At 40.2% G+C, this 24510-nt stretch carries 15 protein-coding genes; 11 read left to right on the forward strand and 4 right to left on the reverse strand.

What is annotated here, in order from left to right:
* The first annotated feature begins 1 nt into the window (after nt 1).
* The 3 genes from R3E32_25900 (at nt 2) to R3E32_25910 (ending at nt 7551) form a co-directional block, all read left to right on the forward strand.
* On the forward strand, nt 2–4417 hold the full coding sequence (locus tag R3E32_25900; protein ID MEZ4888189.1) for a GEVED domain-containing protein: 4416 nt from the start codon (nt 2–4) through the stop codon (nt 4415–4417).
* A 137-nt stretch (nt 4418–4554) separates the two neighbouring features.
* Nucleotides 4555–5811 (forward strand): transposase, encoded by a 1257-nt coding sequence (locus tag R3E32_25905; protein ID MEZ4888190.1) that lies wholly within the window; start codon nt 4555–4557, stop codon nt 5809–5811.
* A gap of 168 nt (nt 5812–5979) precedes the next feature.
* Nucleotides 5980–7551, forward strand: coding sequence for a hypothetical protein (locus R3E32_25910; protein ID MEZ4888191.1), 1572 nt, complete (start codon nt 5980–5982; stop codon nt 7549–7551).
* A 248-nt stretch (nt 7552–7799) separates the two neighbouring features.
* On the opposite strand, the gene R3E32_25915 is transcribed toward R3E32_25910, so the two are convergent.
* A complete protein-coding gene (locus R3E32_25915) occupies nt 7800–8315 on the reverse strand; it encodes a DUF1566 domain-containing protein (GenBank protein ID MEZ4888192.1) in 516 nt (171 codons plus the stop codon).
* 411 nt (nt 8316–8726) lie between these two features.
* Between R3E32_25915 and R3E32_25920 the strand changes: the two genes are divergently transcribed.
* Together R3E32_25920 and R3E32_25925 are read left to right on the forward strand one after the other, a co-directional pair.
* On the forward strand, nt 8727–11576 hold the full coding sequence (locus R3E32_25920) for a S8 family serine peptidase (protein MEZ4888193.1): 2850 nt from the start codon (nt 8727–8729) through the stop codon (nt 11574–11576).
* Nucleotides 11577–11805: 229 nt separating this feature from the next.
* Nucleotides 11806–12534, forward strand: coding sequence for an isoprenylcysteine carboxylmethyltransferase family protein (locus R3E32_25925; GenBank protein ID MEZ4888194.1), 729 nt, complete (start codon nt 11806–11808; stop codon nt 12532–12534).
* 213 nt (nt 12535–12747) lie between these two features.
* On the opposite strand, the gene R3E32_25930 is transcribed toward R3E32_25925, so the two are convergent.
* The 3 genes from R3E32_25930 to moaA all read right to left on the reverse strand — a co-directional run bounded on the left by R3E32_25930 (nt 12748) and on the right by moaA (nt 16075).
* A complete protein-coding gene (locus R3E32_25930) occupies nt 12748–13677 on the reverse strand; it encodes a fasciclin domain-containing protein (protein ID MEZ4888195.1) in 930 nt (309 codons plus the stop codon).
* Between the two features lie 554 nt (nt 13678–14231).
* Nucleotides 14232–14909 (reverse strand): DUF2461 domain-containing protein, encoded by a 678-nt coding sequence (locus R3E32_25935; GenBank protein ID MEZ4888196.1) that lies wholly within the window; start codon nt 14907–14909, stop codon nt 14232–14234.
* 167 nt (nt 14910–15076) lie between these two features.
* Nucleotides 15077–16075, reverse strand: coding sequence for a GTP 3',8-cyclase MoaA (gene moaA / locus R3E32_25940; GenBank protein ID MEZ4888197.1), 999 nt, complete (start codon nt 16073–16075; stop codon nt 15077–15079).
* Between the two features lie 113 nt (nt 16076–16188).
* Here moaA and R3E32_25945 point away from each other — a divergent pair, with 113 nt between their 5' ends.
* The 6 genes from R3E32_25945 (at nt 16189) to R3E32_25970 (ending at nt 24409) form a co-directional block, all read left to right on the forward strand.
* Complete coding sequence (locus R3E32_25945; protein MEZ4888198.1) at nt 16189–16800, forward strand: hypothetical protein; 612 nt, start codon at nt 16189–16191, stop codon at nt 16798–16800.
* A 67-nt stretch (nt 16801–16867) separates the two neighbouring features.
* On the forward strand, nt 16868–17956 hold the full coding sequence (locus R3E32_25950) for an adenylate/guanylate cyclase domain-containing protein (protein MEZ4888199.1): 1089 nt from the start codon (nt 16868–16870) through the stop codon (nt 17954–17956).
* The gene (locus tag R3E32_25955) at nt 17953–19068 is read left to right on the forward strand and encodes a hypothetical protein (protein MEZ4888200.1); all 1116 of its coding nucleotides are present in this window, start codon (nt 17953–17955) and stop codon (nt 19066–19068) included. The genes R3E32_25950 and R3E32_25955 overlap by 4 nt, the downstream gene beginning before the upstream one ends.
* A 91-nt stretch (nt 19069–19159) precedes the next feature.
* Nucleotides 19160–19321, forward strand: coding sequence for a hypothetical protein (locus R3E32_25960; GenBank protein ID MEZ4888201.1), 162 nt, complete (start codon nt 19160–19162; stop codon nt 19319–19321).
* A gap of 126 nt (nt 19322–19447) precedes the next feature.
* Complete coding sequence (gene ade, locus R3E32_25965; protein ID MEZ4888202.1) at nt 19448–21085, forward strand: adenine deaminase; 1638 nt, start codon at nt 19448–19450, stop codon at nt 21083–21085.
* Nucleotides 21086–21358: 273 nt separating this feature from the next.
* The gene (locus R3E32_25970; protein MEZ4888203.1) at nt 21359–24409 is read left to right on the forward strand and encodes an ATP-binding protein; all 3051 of its coding nucleotides are present in this window, start codon (nt 21359–21361) and stop codon (nt 24407–24409) included.
* The last annotated feature ends 101 nt before the right edge of the window (nt 24410–24510 follow it).

Genomic DNA, 24510 nt, shown 5'->3' on the forward strand with positions numbered 1-24510 from the left:
TATGAAAACAAACAGCACACACATTCTTTTAGTAGTTATTTTATGTTTATTATCCTCCAATTTTTTAGCAGCACAAAGCCCCAATCCGAGCAGCGATGAATCGTATTGCAAAGACAAAATCTTCCTTAAAATCAAAGAAGAAGCAGGATTACGGCTTCCAAAATACAGTGTTGATCAAAAAGTACCCAATTATCCTGTATTTGGAAACCTTATTGAAGAATACAAAGTAAAGACCATTTACCGTCCATTCCCCGAACTTAAGAGCAGCGCCTTTGTCAATACCTATCAAGTCAATATTGACCCAGATAGCGACATTGACCAACTCATCGCCACCCTACAAGCAGACCCCAATGTGGAGTATGCCGAAAAAGTTCCTGTTGAAAGGCTGTTCTTCAATCCCAATGACCCTGCCGAAAATGCAGGTGAACAGTGGCATTTGGGAGTAATAGATGCCTTTGCAGCCTGGGATCTAAGTTTGGGGGATGAAAGTGTAGTCGTTGCAGTAGTAGATGATGCGGTCAAAATCACACACGAAGATTTGGTTAACAGCGTATGGGTCAATGCAGGTGAAATTGCAGGCAACGGCATTGACGACGACAACAATGGATATGTAGATGATGTGAATGGCTGGGATGTTGCAGATAACGACAACAACCCCAATCCTCCTTCTTCTGCTACTGCTAGTTCCTTTTCACATGGAACACACGTAGCAGGACTAATAGGCGCAACAACCAACAACGGTAAAGGTGTGGCTGCCATTGGAGCAGGAGTCAGCATCATGGCTGTGAAATGTACGGAAAACAATACAAGCAATTCATCCATCATTTCACATGGTTGGAGTGGATTTCAGTATGCGATGAGCAATGGAGCGGATGTCATTAATATTTCTTGGGGAGGCACAGGGTATTCCTATACCTACCAAGCACTCATCAATGCAGCCTACAATGCGGGCATTACCATTGTAGCTGCCGCAGGAAATTCGAGTACCTCCACTCAGTTTTACCCCGCTGCCTACAACAATGTCATTGCAGTAGCCGCCACCACTTCAACCGACACCAAAGCCAGTTTTTCCAATTATGGCCCATGGGTAGATGTTGCAGCACCAGGAAGTTCACTCAAAAGTTGTATCGCAAGCTCCAATACCGCCTATGGCTACAAAAGCGGTACTTCAATGGCATCTCCCGTTACCGCAGGACTTTGTGCCTTGCTATTGTCTTACGAACCCACTTTGCAGCCAGCAGATATTTTGTCTTGTTTGACATCAACCGCTGTTCCTGTTATAGGGTCTAGCGATGTAGGAGCAGGTCGAATCAGTGCCAATGCTGCCATGCTATGTGCCGCACCTGCAAGCTGTTCTGCACCCTACAATTTGACTGTAAACAACCTCAGCAGCACCAACGCAACCCTCACTTGGGCAGACACAGATGCTGCAAGTTATACAGTGAGAATCAGACAAACAGGAGGCAACTGGACTACCTTCAATACTCCAAATACAAGTTATAGCTATTCGGCTAATTCATGCGAAAGCTATGAGTTTGAAGTAAAAAGCAATTGCAGTGGTGAAAGCAGCAATTTTTCTAGTATACAAACCTTTACAACCTTACCCGATGGCCCTTCTAATTATTGCATCGCAGAAGGAAATACCGCAAACTTTGAATGGATTGCAGGGGTGACATTTGCAGCAGTCAACATTACTAGTTCCTCCAATGGAGGCTACAGTCAAGAAGCACTTTGCTACAATCTCAATGTAGAAACCAATGACGATTATACGCTTATATTGACACCAGGATTTGCAGGAGCAGCCTATGGTGTTTATTGGAGGGCATGGATAGACTTCAATCGAGATGGCGATTTTAGCGATGCCAACGAATTGGTGTACGATGCAGGCAGCAGCCAAAGTGGAAGCGTAACCCCTAATATTGCGATACCTTCGAGCGCAAGCACAGGAAGCACACGCATGAGAATTGCGATGAAATGGACAGGTGCATCCGATACGGCATTGCCCAATCATTGCGGCACCTTTGAGTTTGGAGAAGTAGAAGACTACACCTTAGTGGTATCTCAAGGCGCAGCACCAGTTGTCTGCAATAGACCTACAACGGTTAATGCTGCCAATATATCAGAAAGTTCGGCAACCATCAATTGGTCAAATGTAAGTGGTTCAACTGGCTACAATATTAGATACCGCAAACAAGGTTCTGGCTGGAACTATTCAGTAGCCACCTCTAACTTCAAAAGCCTAACGGGTTTGGACGCAGGTTCAAATTATGAAGTAGAAGTACAATCAAAATGTGCGAGCAATACCACAAGTGATTATTCTGCTACCAAGTCCTTTACAACCAGTATTCCTGTTTGTAGTACGCCTACTGATTTGATTGTCAGCAACATTGAAGCTGCAAAAGCGACCATTTCATGGAGTGGTAGTAGTCAGGAAGATTACCAAGTCCACTACCGCAAAACGAGCAGTACCGTTTGGAGTTCGCTCAGTGTCGGTAGTACGAATGTATCCATTCCTTCTTTGCAGTCTTGTACCGAATACGAAGTTCAAATTCGCACTGTATGTGATTTATCCGAAAGTTCTTTTACGATGACCAAGAAGTTTGAAACCATTGGTTGCCAAGCTCCAGAGGAAGAGAATACAGGGGGACTGATGCCTAACGGCTATTGCACAAGCAGGGGCTACAATGCCAACTATGAATGGATAGCAAAAGTGGTATTTGGAAGCATCAACAATACTTCGGGAAGCGATGGAGGTTATGGAGACTATACTTCAAAAAGTACGGACGTTGAACTAGGGCAAAGCTATAACGTCACCTTACAGGCAGGTTATGCAGGTTCGGCCTACCGAGAATATTGGAAGGTTTGGATAGACTACAACCGAGATGGTGATTTTGGCGATGATGGAGAATTGGCTTTTGATGCAGGAGGATTGAACAATACGCCTGTGACAGCAGGAATCAAAGTTCCAACGAATGCCTCAATAGGAACGACAAGAGTACGTATCTCGATGAAATACAACGCAGCAGCAGACATGTGTGAAAGTTTCACCTATGGCGAAGTCGAAGATTATGCGGTAAATATCATCAGCGGAGGAGGCCAAACCGAACCAACACCTTCGGCAGGTGGTGGCCCTGCTCCAGATGGCTACTGCGATGCACAGTCTCAAAATTCAAATTACGAATGGATTGAAAAGGTAAGCATTGGAAGTATCAACAATAGCTCTTCAAATGACAATGGATATGGAAATTACACACACCTTTCAACAGATGTAGATGCTGGAAGCAGCCAGACAATTATCCTACAACCAGGCTATGTAGGAGCAGCTTACAACGAATCTTGGCAAGTATGGATTGACTTCAATCGAGATGGTGATTTTAGTGATATTGCAGAATTGGCATTTAGTTCGAGTAGCCCAAGCAAAAATACGGTAACAGCCGCAATTACCATTCCTGCCGATGCTTCAATAGGCTCTACACGTATGAGGATTACCATGAAATACAACGGAACTGCAAGTGATTGTGGAAACTACAACTATGGAGAAGTGGAGGATTATGAGTTGAATATTCGGGGAGCAGGTGGCAACAATGGAGGAGGAAATTCAGATTCCAATCCAATGCCCGATGGTTACTGCGATATGCAAAGCCAAAACGCCAGCTATGAATGGATTGCAAAAGTTGAACTCGGCGACATTAGCAATGCGACTGCTAGCAACAATGGATATGGTGATTTCACCAACTTATCTACCGAACTGATAGCCGATCAATCTTATTCTTTGGGACTGACTCCAGGCTTCAAAGGAGCAGCGTACAACGAATCATGGAAAGTATGGATAGACTACAACCGAGATGGTGATTTTACCGATGCTGGTGAACTGGTATTTGAACCTGCTAGCAACAAAAATAAAGTAGTAGGATCTATCAAAATACCTGCAACTGCCATGAATGGTGTCACCCTCATGCGGGTTGCAATGAAGTACAATGGTGGTATTCCAAACAGTTGCGGAGCTTATACCTATGGCGAAGTCGAAGATTATTCAGTTGTATTAGTGAACAATCTTACTTCAACGGTGGAAATGTCGTCTGAAGGAGACAACATTCAGAAAGCAGATCCAACCGAACCCAATTGTGATATTGATGTAGCCTTTGATTACACTGTTTCGGGTGAAAAAGCAGACTTTATCAACTATTCAATGGGAAAATACGACACCTTCTTTTGGAGTTTTGGTGATGGCGAATTTTCGGAGGAAACAAGCCCTGTACACCATTACAAAGAGTCTGGAGAATATTTCTTCAACTTATCTATTAGCAGTACTCAAAGTGGATGTTCTCAACATTATCAAGGATTTATCTATATTTTTGGAGAAGATGCAGAGGAGGGAAACAACAATACCGTACCTTCAAGTGAAAATGGAGGATAAAACTCAACAAAACAGCTAAAGGATTCCCCCACTATACCGAAGGTTAGTGGAGGGAGGAATTTAGCTACGTCATTATTGACCTTGTGATTGGATGTATTTTTTAATGACATCTATTTTATGTAAATTTACACCATCTTATGCTAATCACCAAAACATACAAATACCGAATTTATCCTACCCAAAAACAAGAAAGTAGGATGACTAACCACATGAATATGAGTCGGTATGTTTGGAATTGGCATTTAGGCGGAATGATGAAGCAGTACAAGGATAGCAAAACCTTTCCTTCGATGATTGAACAACAAAACCTACTGCCTAAACTAAAGGAAGAAAAGCCGTGGTTTAAGAATGTTTATTCCATGGTGCTGCAAGACGCCAATAGAAGACTACACAAAGCACTCATTACATTTTTTAAATCCAAGAAAGAGGGAAACACCGATACAGGATTTCCTAAATACAAGAAAAAAGGACAGTGGAATAGCTTGAACTATACCGATTACGGCAGAAATATGCCAAGTTACTTTTCTACCATGAATCGCAAAATCGGTAAAGAAAAAGCGAATAACCATATCCCTGTTCCAAAAATAGGCTTTGTCAAAATAAAACGGCACCGAGAACTCCCCAAAGGAGCAGTCGTGAAAACCATGTCCATCATCAAGGATGGATGCAAGTGGTTTACCTGTTTCACCTTTCAGTTTGAAAAAGCTGTTAAAGAAGTGCCTAAACAGGACTTGCTAACACATTCAGTAGGAATAGACATGGGTTTGAATGATTTTGTTTATACCAGTGGCGGTTTATCAGAACCACTACCCAAGTTTTACCGAAAACGAGAAAAGCATTTGGCTAAGGTGCAGCGCAAGTTATCCAAGGCTAAGAAACGAAGCGCAAGATATTACAAACTACTTAAAGCGGTTCAGAAAGCGCATTACCGTGTCAAAATGCAACGGCAAGAGTTTCATCATCAAGTAGCGAATTGGTTGTTAAAACACTATGATTTGATAGCTATTGAAGATTTGGCTATTAAAAACATGATTCGCAAAGCCAAGCCTAAGCAAGACGAAGAAGGTAATTTTACTCGCAACGGCAGAAAAGCGAAATCGGGACTTAGTAAATCTATTGCAAATGCAGGTTGGTACTCCTTTCGTGTAATCTTGGAAAATAAGGCTAAGGAACTTGGAAAGGTAGTCGTAGCTATTGCGCCACAGTACACAAGTCAGAAGTGTAGTGGTTGTGGCGCAACAGTAAAGAAAGCCTTATCAGTTAGAACACATAGCTGCAATGAGTGTGGTTTTACGGCAAACCGTGACCACAATGCAGCCATAAACATATTGACTCTCGGACTGGAGAGTTTAGGGCTATATGCCTATGATGCCCCCACTATACCGTTAGGTTAGTGGCGGGAGCAGTCACAAGGACTTTTTAAGTAGTGTATAACTAAGTTACATGCGATGGTGTGGCAGTCATCCGAAAACTTGGATTAAAGTATTCATTTGTAAAGGGGAAACCGCAAGGTTTCCCCTTTTTTTGTTTGTAAATTTGTTGCTTCAATAAAAACACAGACCATGAAATTTTTATTTTATTTATTTCTCGCTTTTTTCCCATTTCTACTCTCTGCCCAACAATATCCTATAATCGCATGGCAGCAACAATACGGCGGTACAGGTGACGACAGAATGAATGATTTTCTAAACTTATATGATGGCGGTTATTTGGCCGTGGGTTCTACGACTTCCTCAGATGGAGACATTGCAGCCAACAATGGTGGACAAGATGCATGGGTTTTGCGGATGAATGGAGAAGGTAATTTACTGTGGGAAGTAGCCATTGGAGGAAACGATACAGATGTTTTCAATGCTATTGAAGCGACCGAAGATGGCGGTTATTTGTTATTGGGTACGAGTTTTTCGACTGAAAACGAATTGGGTGCAGCGCATGGAGATTCGGATATTTGGTTGGTCAAAATCAATGCGAAAGGCGAACTGCTTTGGTCGAAACTCTTTGGAGGAAGCGGCAAAGATGTCGGCATAGACCTCACTGCAATAGGAGAGGGGCAATATGCGATTGGGGGTTATACTTTTTCGGAGGATGGAGATTTTACCCAAAATCGAGGAGATAGAGATGCCTGTATTTTGGTGGTGGACGAAATGGGGGAGTTGATGTGGTCGAAAACCTATGGCGGAAGTGAAGAAGAAGTCTTCAATGCAGTAAAATTTGAAATCCAAAGTAACCGAATCCTTGCAGTGGGTTTCACCCGATCAAAGGATGGCGACATAACCGATAACAAAGGATTTAGCGATTTTTGGAGTGTGCAAATTGCAGTCAATTCGGGTGAATTATTGCAAGAAACAAACTATGGTGGTTCTTCTTCCGACAAAGCGATTGCAGCTGTGTTGTTGCAGAATGGAGAAATTGCGATTTTGGGCGAAACCTTGTCTTCCAATGGGCAAGTGACAGACTACCGAGGACAGGGAGATTTATGGCTCATCAAAACGGCAATGGATGGAAGTCTTATTTGGCAGAAAACTTTGGGAACGAGTGTGGTAGAAACGGCTTATGATTTGCTGCAATCGGGTGATGGCGTACTGTTGGTATTGGGAACGAGTGTGAGTTTGGCGCAATCTTCAACATTGAGTGATGTGTTGCTCTACAAAGCATTTCCAGAAGATGGTTCGGTGATTTGGGAATTTGGGATCAGTGGTTCGGGGGATGATGTTGGCAATGCCTTGGCTTTGTCGGCAAACGGGAACTTTTGTTTGGCAGGGCATACCGACTCGACGGATGGTGATATTGGAGGAGGTAAAAAGCACGGTAGTCACAAGGCGTGGATTTTGCAGGTGGATGATGGCAGTACGGGTATTGCAGAAGGAAAGGTAAAAGAGGCGACATTGAAGGTATATCCGAATCCGATGGAAGGAAATCGGATTTTTGTTTTGGATGCTGAAAAGCGTTTTAGGGCAAGTGATTCTTTTGTTTTATACAACATTTTGGGAGAACCATTGAAGGTAGAAGTGACTGCATACAGCCCTGAACGGCTTGTTTTGGAGGTGAAAGATTGGGTGAGCGGGATGTATTTTTTGGAAATGTGTAGAGAAGGGAGATGGGATTGTGAGGTTTTGAAGGTGCAGAAATGGTGAAAAAATAGAATTGTACAGTATAAAGGAAATTACTTAACATTTCAGTCGCATCCTTTAGGAACGCCAATAGAATAACTTCCCAATGTACGACTTTTGTAGTTTCATTTAAAAATCTATCAGAAGGAGAGTTGCTTACTTGCGCTCGTTTGCAATGAGTGCATAGATGAGCATTAGAAAACCGAAATATCGAAGATTTCGGTTTTCTGTTTGATATGGTGACAGACTTTTTCGTTTATATTGATAAATGCTTAAAAAACCCGAACAGCACGGACATGGGCGATGGCTCTATGGAAGTAGTTCTGTTTGCCATCTTCAAAGTCCTGATACCACCCATAATCGCCGTTCATGATGTAGCTCGTCTCTGAACTCCAATAGATATAATCAGTAAGGTTACCAAGACCCGCTTTATACAGATTGGTATATATTAAATTCAATTCTTCTCTTGACGGAAGCCTCCAGTCATCAAAACCACCTTCTCTAAGTTTTGCACACAATTCTTTTGCATCCTCCCAGAGAAAAGTATCATCCCCATCATCAAAGTCCATACTAAAGAGTTCACTCTCATAGACATAATCATTGGGAGTTACTACTTTGCCGTGCTCGCCAGTTTCGTCTACATAAAACACGATTCCCCCATGGGCTAAATCACCGATTTTGTATTTCATGATAAAAATAATTAAAAGATTAAAAAATGTGCCATTCACCAGTTTTTGAATAAGGCTTGGTATTTGGCAGGTTAAAAATAAATAGAATGGAATTCCCATCCTCTTATTTTTCAATAGACGATTTGAGTACATCGGTTTGAAGGTTTTTTCATTTTTTTTAAAAAAAATGAAAAAACCTAAGGCAAACTAAAATATTAAATTAGGCATTTCTAAAATCTAATTCACTCGCTTATAGAGTATTGTTTGAATCCCGATTAAAATACGGGACAAGTGTTGCAGTTGAATTTTTAATTTACCTAAAATGGTTTATCTTTTCATTGAAGATAATTGGACTTTGTTTTTTTATCAGGAAGTGTTTTTTAGACCTGAAGCAAGAAAACAGAAATTTTCAAAATTTTTGTTTTCTACTATATCATTCAAAGCCTTTGGATAAACAAACGACAAAACAATCCAAATCTGTTTGTTATTTTTGCCCACTTCAATATCCATCAATAAAAACACAAATCCAACATGAACAAAAAATTCTACCCTTTTTTAGTAGCATTCATTTTCTTGAGTCTTGTATTCTATGGCTTTCAAAACCTTCAATTGTTGCCCGACTACAAGAAAAAACAAACTGAGAATCAGGCAGAAGTTATTGAAGGAGTGATTGTAGTCAAACTGCAAAAAAGTATTGCTGTAACCAACTATGAGACCCCAGAAACTTCTGATCCACAGTTCAATCAATTGCTCAAAAAACACCGAATTAGCAGCATAGAAGCCGTGTTTCCGAAAGTGGGGGAATCGGGTTTGGTGAATGCGGAGGAAATGGCAAAATTGCATTTTTTGAAGTTTACGCATAGTGCAACACCTCAAAGCCTTGCCAAGGATTTTGCAGACCTTCGCACCGTTGCGTATGCCGAACCAAAATACATGTCTTATTTGCAGGAAACGCCTGATGATCCTCAATACCTTTCGCAGAGCTATTTGAAGAATGCGCTCAAGGCAGAGGCTGCTTGGGACATTGCGAAAGCTGAAAATGGGGATGTGCGGATAGCGATTGTGGACAGTGGTACGGATTGGGAACATGAGGATTTGTTGGCCAATATATGGTCGAATCCCAACGAAATTCCGAACAACCTGAAAGACGACGACAACAATGGCTATAGGGACGACATCAGAGGATGGAATTTTCAGAGCAACAACAACAATCCTAAGCCCGGAGGATCGAGTCACGGTACACACGTATCGGGCATTGCAGCAGCAGTGACCAACAATGGCATTGGTGTAGCAAGCATCAGTTGGAATCCCCAATTGATTGGTGTGAATGTGTCGACTCCCGGTTCAAGTTCGGGAATTTCCTTTGGTTATGAGGGCATTGGCTATGCTACTATAGTAAAAGCAGATGTCATCAATTGCAGTTGGGGGCGAAGTGGTGCGCCTTCTTTGTTTGAAGAAGAAGTGGTTGACTTTGCAGCTGCCAACAATTCTTTGGTGGTTGCCGCATCGGGAAATGGAGGGTCAGACAATGTGGGTGATTCCAACGATGAAACGCCTTTTTATCCATGTAATTATACCAATGCACTTTCGGTAGGCGCAACTCAGGATGCTTCTGACAACATTGCAGGTTACTCCAATTATGGTTTGTCTGTCAATGTGTTTGCCCCCGGTTCTAGCATTTTAAGTACCTATCCAGACAATACTTATGGATTCAATACAGGTACTTCGATGGCTTCTCCTGTGGTAGCAGGTTTGGCGGCTTTGGTGAAAGCAGCGCATCCCGATTGGACGGCACAACAAGTAGGCGAGCAGATTCGGGTGACGTGCGACCCTATTGAAGGAGCGAATTCATCGAATTTGGCGGGTTTGCTCGGCAATGGACGGGTGAATGCAGAGAGGGCTGTTTCGGAAGAATCGCCAGCCATTCGCTTGCATAGTTACTTTGTTTTGGATAGTGGTGGTGATGGTGAAATGGATGCGGGTGAGTCTATTACTTTGTTTTTGACCTTTGTGAACCGCTTGGCTCCGACCAACAGTGTGGCGGTTTTTTTGAGTACTGATGATACCAATATCAACTTTATCAACCATGCAGATGCGATTCCAATCATCGAAACCAATCAGTTGATTTCGACTTCATTTACTTTCAACATTGCAGCGAATGCGCCTCGTGGACAGGAGGTTTTGTTCAAAATAGACTTGACCAATGGCGTTTATGTGGACTACGATTTGCTGAAACTGACCATTTCTCCTCCAAAGTTTATCGCACACGATACAGGCCCATTGCGTATGTCGGTGAGCAATCAAGGCAACTTGGGTTTTGCAGGTTTTTCGGGGCAGGCTCCTGGAGATGGCTTTTCTTGGAACAACCAAAACTTGTTGTTTGAAGGTGGTTTGGTGATGGCAACGAGTGCCAACCAAATTTCGGATTGTATCAGAGGTTTGACCAATACGCCCAATAAAGAATTCAAGGCATTGGATGGTAATGTATTGAGATTGATTAGTCCCGGCGAAAATTACCTTCAAGAGAGTTCGATTGTGATTGTGGATTCTTTGGCGAGCAATCCTATTGGCGTGTCTATTTTACAAGAAAGTTTTGCAGACACGATTTCGAGCAGACAGAACTATGTGATTTTGAAATACACAATGAAAAACGAAACGCCTGATACGATTGACAATCTTCATCTTGCACTGTTTTTTGATTGGGACATCGGCACAGACTTCAATGACTTTGGACGCTTGGATGAAGACCGACGCTTAGGCTATGCTTACAATACGGTGGGCGGAAAAACATATATTGGGGCAACAAAAATGCTATCTTCGGAGGTTGGTTATTCCTACCGTACGCTCAACAATCCGACGGAACTCTACAACAATTTTACCGACTCCGAAAAATGGCAGTTTATGACAGAAGGGATTCAGACACAGGATATTGATGCCACAGATATTTCGACATACAGTTCGGCAGGGCCTTTCAAGATTGCGCCCAATGAAACGGCAGAGGTGGGTTTTGCTTTGATTGGCGCACATGGTTTTGAAGAATTGGCAGCAGCAGCAGATACGGCGCAGTATGTTTGGGAACATGCTGGGGTGATTTCTGCTATTGAAGAAATTCCTGTTGCTACGCTTGATGCTTTGCAGTTGTTTCCCAATCCTTTCCACGATTATTTGCAGCTTAGTTACGAATTGAAGCAAACAAAACAAGTGCGTATCAGCCTTTTTACCATTGAAGGTCAGCGCATTGAAGTATTGAAAAATGAGATTCAAAAAGCGGGTTCGCATCAATTGGATTGGAGCTTGTCAAATGAACTTCCTGCGGGTACGTATTTGCTGCAATTGCAGATAGGTGAACAGGTGGTGACGAAGAAGGTGTTGAAGATGTAGAACTTACACTTCAATACTCTCTATAGAAAATTCAAAGCCTGTTTCATAATTGTGTTGGAATGGATTTTCTACTTCAAAAGCGAAGTTGATTTCTGGGTAAATCAACTTCGCTTTTTTTATTTTGGAAAAAAATATTTTTATATTCTACTCTATTTTTCCAAACTTTCTATCCTAGTTCATCAAAAGAAATTGCAATCAATTCATTGTTTCACTTAAAAAATCTCAAAACATGAAACGCATTTTCTTTTTTTTGTACGGTGTTCTTTCTTATTTATTTTTCTTTGGTACATTTTTATATCTCATCTGCTTTATGGGAAATTTCATTGTTCCTTCTACGATTGACGGAACACCCGAGTTGCCCTTTTTTCAAGCACTTTGTATCAATGTTATTTTGGTTTTGTTATTTGGCATTCAGCACAGTGGCATGGCACGCCAAAGCTTTAAAAACTGGCTTACTCGCTATATTCCACAATTCATTGAGCGTAGTACCTTTGTGTTGATCTCTACTATTATGCTTGCTGTGGTGATGTGGTTTTGGCAACCAATGGGGGGTACTATCTGGGAAGTTGAAGCAGATTCTACTCTCTACTATGTTTTGCATGGAGTTTCGTTTTTAGGATGGGGGATTTTGTTGCTCAGTACGTTTTTAATCAATCATTTTGAACTATTTGGACTTCAACAAGTTCTTGAGCAATTGATAGGCAAAAAATACACTGCGTCTACCTTCAAAACCCCTTTATTCTACAAGGTGGTTCGACATCCTTTGTATCTTGGATTTCTTATTGCATTTTGGGCTACTCCTTCCATGACACTTACCCATTTGGCAATGGCATTAGGTATGACCTTTTATATTTTTACAGGAATCAAATTTGAAGAAAAAGATTTAAAACAATATTTTGGAGAGACTTATCATAAGTATGCTCAAAAGGTGCCAATGATTATTCCCTTTATTAAATAAATGACATTAGTTATTTTATATATTGAGCAGTCCGACATTTCGAATTGAAGTGTCGGATTACTTTTTTGTAGCAGTTAAGGAGTACATGAACACATTATATTTTGTACGCCAATTTTCATAAATGAGAAAAGCCCGTATACAAAGTGCATACGGGCCGTAAAAAAAAAATCAATTCTTAAAATGAAATATTAACTGTACTAATAATTGCTCTTTTTATTTAGCAGGGACCAATACTTTGTCAATCGCATGAACGACACCATTGGTGGACTGAACATCTGGAATGATTACTTTTGTATCGCCATTGATTGCCACACCATTGCTTACATCAATACTCAAAGAAGCGTTGGTATTCAAAGTAGGGACTGTGCCTGAACTCAAGCCCGTAGAAACATTGTTGCCACTGACAACGTGGTACAACAAAATGGGAGTCAATTGTTCGGCTGTCAAATCATCCAAACTCGATACGCCCAAATCGCTCAACAAAGCTGCAAAAGCATCATTGGTCGGTGCAAAGACGGTGAAAGGACCTGTTGCACTCAAAGCATCAACGAGGTCTGCTTTTACTACTGCTGCTACCAAAGTGCTGAATGCTGGGTTGTTGATGGCAGTGCTGACCACACTTGGAGGCAACAATACTTTGTCAATAATGTGAATCACACCATTTGAGGCTGCTACATCTGCTGTGGTCACATTGGTAGTAGTGTTCAAACTAACGCCTCCATTGGTATCTACCAATAGACTTACTTTTGTGCCGTTAGGCCCATCACTCAGAGTGGGGACATAGCCATCCATCAAGCTACTCGAACGCACATCGCCGCTCACTACGTGGTACAACAAAATTGGAGTCAATTGTTCAGCAGTTAAATCATCCAAACTATTGACACCCAAGTCACTCAATAAGGCTGCAAAAGCATCATTGGTCGGTGCGAAAACAGTGAAGGGGCCATTGCCTGCCAATGTTCCTGCAAGGTTGGCTTTGGTCAATGCCGCTACTAAGGTACTAAACTGTGCATCTCCAGATGCAATATCAACAATGGTTTCTTGCGCTTCAGGCATATCATCGTCGTCATCACAAGATACTGCCATGAAAGATAAGGTAAATAGAACTAATAGCATTTTTATGCTCGGAAATAATCTAAACATTGTTTGTGGTTTTGATTGTGTTAAAATAATGATAGTACAACCGAAACCTTTAAAATTAGTTCATGTGCAATAAGTAGATTGTCATGGGAATAGAGATATGAAGATTATTGCACCTTGTTTTTTGATAAACGAATGTGGTGAAACATCATTCGTTTGTATTTTTTATTCAAATATTAATGAATGTTTATTTTGCTCATTTGTTTGATTCATAAATGGCAAACCAGTTACCAACAGATGAATCAAAACATTGTTCTTCAAAAACCGAAAAAATTCTGGTGTTCAAGTCAAGTGGATGGCAATTTCGGATTAAATGAAAAAAAGTGAAAAAATAAATCTGCTTTATGGCTTAATGATTTGAAAATGAGATTTTTAGGAAAAATTCATTTTTTCAAAAAAAAGACACTTTGAAAAACTATGACTCATGGATATTTTTAGTGGAGGAGTTAAAGACTTTTGTAGTTTATTCTTAAAGATATGGAATGTTTGAAAATCAGTACGCTCTCAAAAGGAAACTACAAAAGTCTCATTCCACTAAAATCTTCGATGAACCAAAACTATTCAATCGGCACCCCATTCTCATCTGTTGTCAAGACCTCACTCATGTAGTCAAAAAACGGTCGCATGGCTTTGAAACCATCTGACAATTTCTCTACAAAATCGGAAGAAAGTAATTCCTTGTCTGTGAAAGCTTGGGAGACTAAAAACTGTTTGTAGCGCAAAAGATCCACCGAAGGATGGTCTATGTCGTAGCCTCTGGGCGCAGTCTTCAATTGTTCACCCTCCAAAGTGCCAAATGCTTTTTTGAAGTCTTTGGATTGAATAATTGCTCTAAGCGGTTCGGGATCGGCTGCAAATTCTTGTCGGAGTCGCTTTAAGTCTTTTGTATTGGGATTCCAAAAACCTCCACCAATGAAAGGGTTGTTGGGTTCGATGTGGAAGTAATAACCTCCTCTTAGCCATTTTGTTGCACGGGTGAAATTACCGCTTAGGGAGTTTTTGTAGGGTGTTTTGTCTTGGGAGAATCGCACGTCACGGTAAATGCGGTAGAGCTTCATGTTTTCGATTTTATCGTGTTGCTGCATTTTGTTTAGTAGGGTTTCTCCAAAGGCTTTCATGTTGTCTTTTGCAGCTTCAAAGCGTTTTTTGTTTTCAGCGAACCACTCTCGATTGTTGTGTTCGGAGAGGTCAGAGAGGAATTGAAGTGTAGAAGGGGAAATATGAGTTGTTTGCATGGAGATTATAATATTTTTAGATTTTGGACGAAAGAAGTAGGAAGTATGATTTGATATATAAGAAATTGATGTGAATAATTTTAAATAATTGGTTATCAATAAATTAAATTCTCACCTCATGCATTTTTGCTCCTTCATCCAAAGGAGCATCAATAAGAAAAATTTTACTATCCTCCAATCGTTGCCATGCTTTCCTGCACAGGCGCACCTGCAAAACGCCTCTGTTCGGCTTCAAAACCGTTCTTGGCTCGATTACCCAATGCTTCAAGGAGTGCTGTCTGAATTTGTAAATCGGTTGCTCCGCTTCGCATCAAATTTTTGAGGTTAAATATACCGTTGTCATACAGGCATGTACGCAGTAGTCCTTGTGGTGTGACCCGAATCCGATTGCAGGTACCACAAAAAGTACGGCTATAAGCGGCAATGATTCCAACTGTGCCTTTGTAGCCGGGAATCTGATAGTTGGCAGCCGTTGATGAAGGCGGATCGGGTAGTTTTTGCAGGGTAGGGTAATGGTCTTGAAGGTGTTGCAAAATTTTGATATGATTCCATTGAAGCGTTTGGTAGTGTGCGCCTGTGCCATTGAAGGGCATTTCTTCGATAAAACGAACGCCAACAGGATGATTTTTGGTGAGTTCTACCATGTCAATCAAATCATCTGTATTTTTTCCTTCCATCACCACTGCATTGATTTTGGTGGTAATTTCATGTTGTAAGAGTGCTTCAAAGGTTTCCATCACTTGCGGCAGTGCATCTCGTCGGGTGATTTCGAAGAAACGCTCCCGATTCAAGGTATCTAAGCTTAAATTGATGGAATGAATACCCATTTTCTTCAATTCTGGAATCAATGGGGCAGTGAGTGTACCGTTAGTGGTAATGTTGATTTTCTTCAATCCCTGCAATTGGCTAATGGAGTACAAGAAAGGCATCATATCTTTTCGGAGGAAAGGTTCTCCGCCTGTAATACGCACTTTATCAATACCCATTTGTGTCATCACACTTACCAACCTTAGCATTTCTTCGTAGCTCATTAGTTCTTTTCGCTCCACATAATCAATACCTTCCTCGGGCATACAGTAGAAGCATCGCAAGTTGCATCGGTCTGTTACCGCCAATCGAAGATAATTGATTGGACGTTTGTGATTATCATAAATTGTCATATCCATATTTTTAGCCAAGATAATACTATTTGTAAAGTCTTTGTCGAAATATTGTTTAAACTCAATAGCTTTTTCCTAACTTGCAGTTCTTTTGTCATTAACCGACTTATTTTTTTTATATGAATCAGATTCTGTTAATCATTGAAGCCCTCAAAAACATCAAAACAGTTGGCACAGTCACATTTAGTTCCAAAGCATTGGTGAAAAAGATGATCGCTCCTATAGATTTTACGACTGCTAAATGTATTGTGGAGTTAGGCGCAGGGAATGCTTGCATCACAAAGGGCTTGCTCAATAATATGGGAAAAGATACCAAATTGCTTTCATTTGAAATCAATGACCGTTTTTACCAATTGATGAAAGAAATAGGTGATTCCAGACTTTATCCTATTCATGATTCGGCAGAGCATTTGGAGGCTTATTTGGATGAATATGGATTTGAACAAGCTGATTATGTGATTTCTGCGCTTCCTTTGGTGTGGCTTAGTGATGAACTGAATGAAAAAATTCTTCGTGCCGTACAAAAACGTTTGAAGCCTGGAGGTATATTTGTTCAGTTGTCTTATAAACGAAATACTTACAAGAAGTTTGAAGAGTATTTTGGGAAAGTAGATACCCGTTTTTGTTTATGGAACCTTCCTCCTGGGTTTGTGTTTGCCTGTCCGCAACTTGCTACTAAACAGCTATCCATAAATGATTCGGTAGTGTCAGCAGAAAGTAAGATGATTTAATTTTTTGTATAATATCTTGTATCTTTATTATTCAAGTAATAGATATAACTTAATATTTACAAATTACATGGGCAAAAAAGATTTTACCATACTGTATGTGGATGATGAGTACCATAATCTTGTTTCCTTCAAAGCTGCTTTTCGGCGAGAATACAATGTATTAACAGCACAAAGTGGACAAGAAGGAATAGAGAAGATGCGTGACAATATGGTAAACTTGGTCATTAGCGACCAACGTATGCCTCAAATGACTGGGGTACAGTTTTTAGAACATATCCTACCCGAATATCCCGAAACTATTCGAATGGTTCTCACTGGATTTAGTGATGTTGAGGCGATTATTGATGCTATCAACAAAGGTCAGGTTTTTCGATATGTGACCAAGCCGTGGAATGAAACGGAGCTGCGAATGACCATTGAAAATGCCAAGCAACTCTTTGAATTGCAGCAAAAAAACAAACAGTTGGTAAAAGCTTTGCGTCACAAAGTGGCAGAGCAGGAAAAGATACTTCGCTTGTTTATGAAGTATGTTCCAGAACCTGTTGTCCAAAAGGCCTTGTCTGAGTCGGAGGAAACCATGTTTGAAGGAGAACAGCGTCATATTGCCGTGCTGTTTTGTGATATTCGAGGTTTTACACCTCTAAGTGAAATAATACCACCTAAGGAAGTAGTGACATTGTTAAATATGTATTACAGTCTTATGACTGAATGTGTGAAAAAACACAGTGGTACAGTCAATCAATTTGTAGGAGATGAAGTATTTGCTACTTTTGGTGCGCCTATAGCCTATTCTGACAATGAAAAAAATGCAGTTTTTTGTGCTTTGGATATGATGCGCTGCCTCGAAAAACTCAACCATGATTTTGCTGGTAAATTTGATACGGAAATAAAAATCGGTATTGGGATTCATTCAGGAGAAGTCATTGCAGGAAATATGGGGTCGGAAGATAGAGTAGAATATTCGGTGACAGGAGATACCGTCAATACAGGTAAACGCATCGAATCTATAACCAGAGATTTTCCGAATTCCATACTCATCAGTCAAGTGGTATATGATGAGGTTTCACATTTGATAGAAACTGAAGCCTTTGAGCCGCTTTTTGTAAAAGGAAAAAAAGAACAAATATCGGTTTACAAAGTATTGGATACTAAATGATAAGTCAAAATATTTATGAGATTGACACACTTCTAATGTTCCATAACAAAGGATACAGCTTGGCTGAATGTGTAGTTCAAGGTCTTAATTTTGAAGATACCGAATTGGAGTGGGAAAAAATGGATGTTAAGGGTACAGTATTTTTGGGCTGCAGATTTCCGTCATTGGCTGTTGAATTTAAGCTGCGAGCAGGTGGCGCATTGTTGTTTCCGCCAATCGAAAATTTGCCTTACAATCCCTATCGTTCTACTTTATACAATTGGCGAGAGTTGATGCAAATGACTCCAGAAGGTATTACCTATGACGAAGTATTGTATGACCATTTTGTGAAACACAATAGACACTGCCCTGATATTATTGAAGGTTTGGCTCAACGGATACACGACCATGCGATTGATGATGCTTTGGGTGAAATATTGGTGGATGCAGAAACAGGTAGGCGAAAGCGAACCGTAGGTATTATGGGGGCACACGGTGCACTCCGAACGGATTTGAACTATCAAAAAGTGGCTGAAACGGCTTATTTACTGGCAAGGGATGGCTATTTCATTGTAAGTGGTGGAGGCCCAGGCATCATGGAAGCTGCAAATTTGGGAGCTTATCTTTCTCAAGAACCTTTTGAAACCCTGCAATGGGCGATTGAAACACTCTCAGTGGCACCATATTATACCGATGCAGGTTATATAGAAGCTGCCATGACTGTCATTGAGCATTTTCCACATGGCAATCAAAATTTAGCCATCCCAACGTGGTTTTATGGTCATGAACCGAGTAATCTATTTGCTACTGCAATAGCTAAATATTTCTCCAATAGCTTACGGGAAGATGGCTTGTTGGCTATTTGTTTGTATGGAATCATATTTGCTCCAGGGAGTGCAGGAACCCGCCAAGAAATTTTTCAAGATGCTACTCAAAATCACTACGGAACCTTTGACTATTTCAGTCCGATGGTTTTCTTAGACCAAGATTTCTATAAAAATCAGACCGCTCTTTATCCTCTCCTTCAATTGTTTGCAGAGAATAGAGTGTATGGAGATATGCTACACATTACAGATAGTCCAAGCGATGTATTGGATTTTATCAGATTGCATCCCCCCGTAAAAAAATCATAAACAAAAACCTCTTTTGTTCGTTTAAAGTTCAATTATTAAGCTTTTATCTAAAAGCATTTTTTATTTATATAACCCCATAAACATAACGAACATGAGCAAGGAGAAAACATCTTTGGACAAAGTAGTACCAGAAAGCGAAAAAGGTAATTTGGATAAGTATTCTGATATTTTGAAAAATCCCATCAATGAATTGGAGTCGAAAAAAGAAACCATGAATGAAGCATTGGAAGATAGTGACGATTCTGAAGAATAGAAACTTTAGATAGTGAAACGTATTTGGAGGAAAGCGTTTTGGAAGTTTTGAAAGTTGCTGTAATGTTCGATATTGCAGTTAGAAAGAATTAAATTTGTTTTTCATTTTAATTTTCATTCTTCCAACATGGTAACACTCAATCAAATCACTGGAAATCTTGTAGATGTATTGAACAACCACATCTATCCCGCCAAATTAACCATCGAGAAAGGCATCATTACTTGTATTGAAGAAACCGAAGAAAAATACGATCAGTATTTGGTTCCTGGCTTCATTGATGCACATGTTCACATCGAAAGTTCGATGCTGACTCCTACCGAATTTGCACGATTGGCGGTCACGCATGGCACTGTTGCAAGCGTTTCCGACCCGCACGAAATTGGCAATGTTTTGGGTGTAGCTGGTGTGGAATACATGCTGGAAAATGCTCAGAAAACGCCTTTCAAGTTTTACTTTGGGGCTCCTTCTTGCGTACCTGCAACAACTTTTGAAACCGCAGGGGCGGTGATTGATGTGGCAGATGTGGACTACTTGCTTCAAAAAAAAGAAATCAAATATCTGAGTGAAATGATGAACTTTCCCGGAGTTTTGTTTGAAGACGAGGAGGTGATGGCGAAGATTGCACTGGCGAAAAAATATGGAAAACCGATTGACGGTCACGCTCCAGGACTTAGGGGAGAAAATGCTAAAAAGTACATTGCAGCAGGCATCAGCACTGACCATGAGTGTTTCACCTACGAAGAGGCTTTGGAGAAACTGCAATATGGTATGAAAATCATTATTCGAGAGGGTTCGGCTGCCAAAAATTTTGAGGCATTGATTCCCTTATTAGATGAATACTACGAAAACATGATGTTTTGTAGTGACGACAAACATCCCAATGATTTACTTGTTGGTCACATTGACGAATTGGTGAAACGAGCATTGAAGAAAGGCATTGATGTGATGAAAATTCTTCAAGTGGCTTGCATCAATCCGGTTTTACATTATGGCATGGAAGTTGGATTATTGCAGGAAAACCAGCCCGCAGATTTTATTGTGGTCAATAACTTAAGTGACTTTAAAATACTACAAACTTATATTGAAGGAGAATTGGTTGCAGAACAAGGGAAAACCCTATTAGACTATATTCCAGCCAACACCCCTAATAATTTTCATGCAAAAACGAAACATTTATCTACTTTTACCGTAAAAGATATATTAAACAAAGATGAAATAAAGGTAATAGAAGCTCTCGAAGGACAACTCATTACCAATGTTTTACATACAAAAAAACTGATTAAAAATAGTTTATTGTCGTCAAACGTTGAAGAAGATGTATTAAAATTAGTGGTTGTCAATCGTTATGAAGACGTTCCACCAGCCATTGCATTCATCAAAAATTTTGGCTTTAAACAAGGTGCGATAGCCTCATCAGTAGCTCATGATTCCCACAATATTATAGCTGTCGGTGTAAGTGACGATGATATTTGTAATGCAGTTAATTTGTTGATTGAAACAAAAGGTGGCTTGTCTTTAGCCCAAGGAGAGACACAAGAAGTTCTACCGCTGCCCATAGCGGGCATTATGACTCCTGACAATGCCTACAAAGTTGCTCAACAGTACATTAAACTCGATAAACTGACTAAGAAAATGGGAACTACTTTGTATGCTCCCTACATGACCTTATCTTTTATGGCATTATTGGTAATTCCAAGCCTCAAACTAAGCGATAAAGGATTATTTGATGGTGATAAATTTTCTTTCACCGATTTATACTTTTAAAGCCCCCGAAATACAATAGCCTAATCGTATTTCTCCCATTCTAAAAAGCCTACAATTAAATAAATCCCCCATTGATTACAAAATACTTGCATTTGAGTGTTTTTAATGTGTCATTAGTAACATTCATTTGAGAAATTGCGTAGATATATGTGAATATATTTGTGTACTCAATCTACTTAAATATTAAACAGAAAGTCATTTTTTGTGATAAAAAGCACTAACATACGTTCAGAATTCACCTCATTCACCTCTTTTTGTAGGTGGGTATTGATAATGACCTTATTTATCTCTACCCAGATTCTATCTGCCAACAATGGAGAATTGGAATTTAGGCACTTGCAAATTGAAGATGGTTTACCCAGCTCTACGGTTTATACCATGATGCAGGACTCAGAAGGGTATATGTGGTTCGGAACAGATATTGGATTAAGTAGATATGATGGGTATCGTTTTGTAAATTATACCATCAAGGATGGATTGCCGAGCAACGATATACTTGAATTGGCAGAAGATAGCAAGGGAAGAATTTGGATGATGTCTTTGGGAACTTTGGCTTATTACCAAAACGATGAAATCCATCTGGTAGATACGCTACCTGGATTGATGAAAACTCCCATAGAATCACTACTGATTGATGCTCACGAAAATGTGTGGTTTTCGTCAGCCAAAAAACTGTTTACCCTAAAAGCAGATGGTTCGTTTATTGAACATTCTCTCGAACAATGCAATACTTCAAAGGAAGGGGCTTATCTGCAATTTGCAGAAGAAAACGGTGATGTATGGGTTTACCGCAATGGCTTTATGGTTATTTACAATTTAAATCTAAATACCATACGCTGCGAAAAGCTGAATTTTCGCCCAGATTATGGCTCTCAGGTCAAAAGCGTGAAAACCAGTGATGGACGAACTTGGTACACAAGCCGAGTAGGTTTGGTGGTGAAGGATGAAGATGATGAAAAGTTAGCCAGATTTGTTCCCAATTCGGGAACTGTTCCACACCATGTCAATTCCTTTTTGGAAGAAAAAGATGGCAGTTTTTGGATGTCGAGTTTGTCCAATGGTTTGACATATTTTGCTGCTTTGGATTTGTGTGGGGATCAATCTCGTCAATACTTGAATGACAAGAGGGTCAGTAAAATAATGAAGGATCAGGAAGGCAACCTATGGTTTTCTTCAATGGGTAGCGGCGTGTATTTCATTACCCAAAATGCCAAATCTGTTCAAAACATTACCTTGGAAGATGGGCTTGCCGATCCACAAATTCACCGAGTTTGGGTAGATTCTATGAACGAAAAATTGTGGATAGGTACTGCTAATGCCCACATTCATACCTATCAAAATCAGGTGTTGGATACCATTCTAAACAATCTTGATGGCAGTTATTTTCGGATAACTGATATCGTACAGTTACCCAATAAATCTTTGGTTTTTGCTACCGAAAATGGCTTGTATATGTACCAACAATCCATTTTGAAAAAGGTAAGTACCATTCCATCTAGTCTAAAATCACTGTACTTAGAAAATGAAGAATACCTGTGGATTGGTGGCGCAAGCTTTGCCTACAAACTACCTGTTGACAGCCTTTTAGGTCTGAATATGAATATCGATGCTAACATTAGATTGGGTGATTATGGTATTTATAAGGGGAGAGTACACAGTATTGTAGCAGATGGAAATGGCAATGCATGGATGGGTAACAATGCTGGGCTGATGTACTACAATGGGGCTGCAAAGGCTATTGAAAAAAGCGAGCATCCGATGCTGCAATTCAGCATTGCAGATATGCACCTTCAAAAGGAAGATAACCTACTTTGGATAGCTACTTATGGCGGCGGAATCATGGTCAAACAAGGTGAAAAAGTCCAAAATATCAGTACCGATAATGGGTTGATTGGCAATGTGTGCAATCAGATTCACTTTGGAGAAGATGGTATTTGGGTGGCTACTAATCAGGGAGTTGCCAAGATTAGCGGGTACGATTTTCAATCCAATACTTTTGAAATTCAACACTTCAATAGAAGTGACGGATTGTTGAGTGATGAAATCAATAGCATTTATACCCTCGGTAGCAAAGTCTATGCGGCAAGTAGTAGAGGCGTATCTATCTTTGACGAAGCAACCATACATATCAACAATGTGCCGCCAAAGGTTTATATTACCAATATCAGCATTGGAGAAAAGGACACGACTCTGGTTGAAAAACTGGATTTAGCTTATGATGAAAACAACCTCAAAATAGATTTTGTGGGACTTTCTTATCAAAGCGATCAGCAAATTACTTACTTCTACAAAATGAAGAATTTGGATGTTGGTTGGCTTCGAACCGAAGCGACAAGTGTGCAATATCCTGCTTTGCCTTCAGGAAATTATCAGTTTGAAGTGTATGCAATGAACAAGTCAGGTATTAGAAGCAACAATACTGCTTCTTTTGGCTTGGAAATCAATGTTCCTATTTGGAGAACATGGTGGTTCAGAGCCTTGATTGGAATGATTGTTATTGCAGTTTTGTACTTATGGCTGAAAATGAACTTGTCTGAAAAACAGCGCAAACGTTTGTCGGTGATGGTGGCAGAGAAAACAATGGAACTCAAGCAAAATGTTCAAGAACTCAAACGCTCGAACAAAAAATTAGAGGAATTTGCCTACATCGCTTCACATGACCTCAAAGAACCTCTTCGTACGGTAGCAAGTTATGTACAACTATTGGAGTACCGCTACAAAGAGAAATTGGACGACAATGCTTTAGAATACATCGAATTTGCAGTGAAAGGAGTAAAACGGATGCAGGTTTTGATAGATGATTTACTCCGATTTTCAGTCATTGATAGGAGTGCATACAATCCGCACACGATTGATCTCAATGAAACCCTCAGCAGTGTATTGGATGAATTGTCCGATTTTACGGACATTCACAATGCCGAAATTAGACATGCTTACCTTCCCAAAATTGTGGCCGACCCTCAATATATGCAGCAATTGTTTCAAAACCTCATCAACAATGCCATTAAGTTCAACAAGAGTGCTGTGCCTATTGTGGAAGTGAATTATCAAGAACGTTCGGCAGATTGGTTGTTCAGCATCAAAGACAATGGCATTGGAATTGAGCAAGATTATAAAGACAAAGTTTTTGTGATGTTCCAACAACTCCACAGCATTGACCAGTTTTCTGGTACAGGTATCGGTTTGACTATCTGCAAACGGATTGTGGAGAAACACGATGGCGAAATTTGGATAGAATCGGAGCCCGAAAAAGGCACGACTGTTTTTTTTACCATCAAAAAACAATACTCAAATGTCGAGCGTACTGCACCTTCAGCAGCTTAATTGACACTGAATACAAGAGAGTAAAAAATCTTTTCCTTCTTTAATTCTTCCTCCCCGATTTACCTTTTCCTTCTTTTCCGTTTATACTTACAGAGACCTTT

The sequence above is a fragment of the Chitinophagales bacterium genome (assembly GCA_041392475.1).
Taxonomy (GTDB): domain Bacteria; phylum Bacteroidota; class Bacteroidia; order Chitinophagales; family UBA2359; genus JAUHXA01.